This window comes from Allobosea sp. 05T439 (genome assembly GCF_056396005.1).
Genome location: NZ_JBFTKP010000153.1, coordinates 1 through 444, shown reverse-complemented (window position 1 = coordinate 444; position 444 = coordinate 1). Strand labels below are relative to the sequence as shown.

The 444-nt window shown below is 65.5% G+C and carries 1 protein-coding gene; it reads right to left on the bottom strand.

What is annotated here, in order from left to right:
- On the bottom strand, nt 1-444 hold a 444-nt coding region (locus AC1DIO_RS35500; protein WP_476854971.1), incomplete at both ends, for an IS66 family transposase.

The window sequence follows — 444 nt, the reverse complement described above, 5'->3', positions numbered from 1 at the left end:
CCTCAAGATCGGCCATGGCGAAGAACGGGCGCCTGGCGTGAACCCAGCACCCTGCTTCCAGGATCCGCCCGGGACTTCGCTCAGGCAGATAGAGCTGGCGATACCCATCGAAGGCGTCGGCCTGGAACAGCCCGGTATATCCGGCCAGATGGGTTTGGGGATGCTCGCCCTTGCGGTCGCGGGAGTAATAGAACATCGCCGCCGGCGGCGATGCCCCACCGAACGGCCTGTCATCGCGGACGTAGACCCAACATCGTCCAGTATCGGTCTTGCCTTTGGCCAGAACCGGCACGGTGGTGTCATCGCCATGCAGGCGTTCAGCCGCCATGACATGCGCTTCAACCCGCCTCAGAACCGGGTCGAGTGCCGCGCAGCCCGACCCCACGGCGTCGGCCATGGTCGAGAGGCTGACCGGTACGCCTTCCAGGGCATAGCGCTCGGCCT